Below are 1,028 nucleotides of genomic sequence, written 5' to 3'. Positions count from 1 at the left end.
CGTCGGCGCTGCAAGCTCCTCTCCCCTCGGGGAGAGGTCGGATTGCCCCGAACTGTTCTTTGCAATTCGGTCTTGGGAATCCGGGTGAGGGGGAACCTTCGCTGCGTGACCCTAAAGCGCCTTCGCAATCCTCGCCGCCAGCCGCGCATTATTCTCGACCAGCGCGATGTTCGTCTTCAGGCTCCTGCCGCCAGTCAGTTCGAGAATCTTTCCCAGCAGGAACGGCGTCACCGCCTTGCCGGTCACGTTGAGCGCCTCGGCGGCCTTCTGCGCGGCCTCGATATAGCCGGCCATCTCCTCAGCCGGGATTTCGTGGTTTTCCGGCACCGGATTGGCAATCAGCATGCCACCGGCGAGCCCCAGCGCTGCCCTCGTCTGGTAGAAATGCGCGATCTCTTCCGGCTCGTGCAAGGTCAGCGGCGCGCGGAACGGCGAATGCCTGGACCAGAAGGCCGGCATCGTCTCGCAGCCAAGGCCGACCACCGGCACGCCGCGCGTCTCCAGCACTTCCAGCGTCTTTTCGATGTCGAGAATGGCCTTGGCGCCGGCCGAGACGACGATGACCGGCGTGCGCGCCAGCTCGTCGAGATCGGCGGAAATGTCAAAACTCTTTTCGGCGCCCTTGTGCACGCCGCCGATGCCGCCGGTGGCGAACACTTTTATGCCGACCATATGCGCCGCGATCATCGTGGCGGCGACCGTGGTGCCACCGGTGCGCCCTTGCGCCACGGCAAAACCGAGATCGGCGCGCGACAGCTTCATGGCGTCGCCCGTCATCGCCAGCGATTCGCGCTCGCCGTCCGAAAGCCCGATCTTGATGCGGCCGCCAACCACGGCGATCGTCGCCGGCACGGCGCCGCCATCGGTGATGATCTTTTCGACGTCGGCCGCCATGGCGCCATTGTCGGGGTAGGGCATGCCATGGGTGATGATGGTGCTTTCCAGCGCCACCCCCGGCCGGCCGGCAGCCAGAGCCTGCGCCACCGGCGCGTGGATGTCGATGAGGGGGCGGGCGGTCTCAGGGGTCA

1 protein-coding gene is annotated in these 1,028 nt (G+C 66.1%); it reads right to left on the bottom strand.

The window, feature by feature from the left end; genetic code table 11:
* Positions 1 to 111: 111 nt before the first annotated feature.
* Positions 112 to 1,028, bottom strand: a 917-nt coding sequence (locus EN893_RS35430) for a pseudouridine-5'-phosphate glycosidase (protein WP_245490975.1), incomplete at its 5' end; no start/stop codon positions are given.

The organism is Mesorhizobium sp. M7A.F.Ca.CA.004.04.2.1 (assembly GCF_004022825.1).
Classification (GTDB): Bacteria; Pseudomonadota; Alphaproteobacteria; order Rhizobiales; family Rhizobiaceae; genus Mesorhizobium.
The sequence above is the reverse complement of the archived record's forward strand: the minus strand, read 5'-3'. Positions and strand labels throughout refer to the sequence as shown.